1 protein-coding gene is annotated in these 415 nt (G+C 48.4%); it reads right to left on the minus strand.

The features are described 5' to 3' along the window. The coding region (locus tag ACP45E_RS00520) for a hypothetical protein (protein ID WP_426510364.1) at window positions 1–415 on the minus strand (415 nt) is incomplete at both ends.

The raw sequence follows: 415 nt of genomic DNA on the forward strand, positions 1-415 counted from the left end.
CTGCGGACTCAATCCCGGCTAAGCGGATTAACGCCGATTTTATCGCGAGTTGATCATTATCGAGGTTAAACGTCAGATCGACACCAAAGTCTGTACTCATATCAGCGAGAAGCGAATCTTCCCCTTCGCCACCAACGATAGAGTCATTGGCGTTTCCTGAGACGTAAATGAAATCACTGCCCGCACCAGCATCAATGTCATTAACGCCTTGAGCGCCACGAATAGAATCTATCCCCGCTAAGGTAGCAATATCACTGTTACCAGCAAACGCTGATAAATCGACATCATCGGCCCCTACGCTCCCTGTGAGTTCTAAGATATCCTCTGAACCAAACCCGACTAATGTATCAACAACCGCTGTTCCAACTTGGGAAATAACGACAGTGACATCACTGCCAGCGCTTGCCGTAACCGA

It is taken from the genome of Vibrio genomosp. F10 str. 9ZD137 (genome assembly GCF_049974785.1).
Classification (GTDB): Bacteria; Pseudomonadota; Gammaproteobacteria; order Enterobacterales; family Vibrionaceae; genus Vibrio.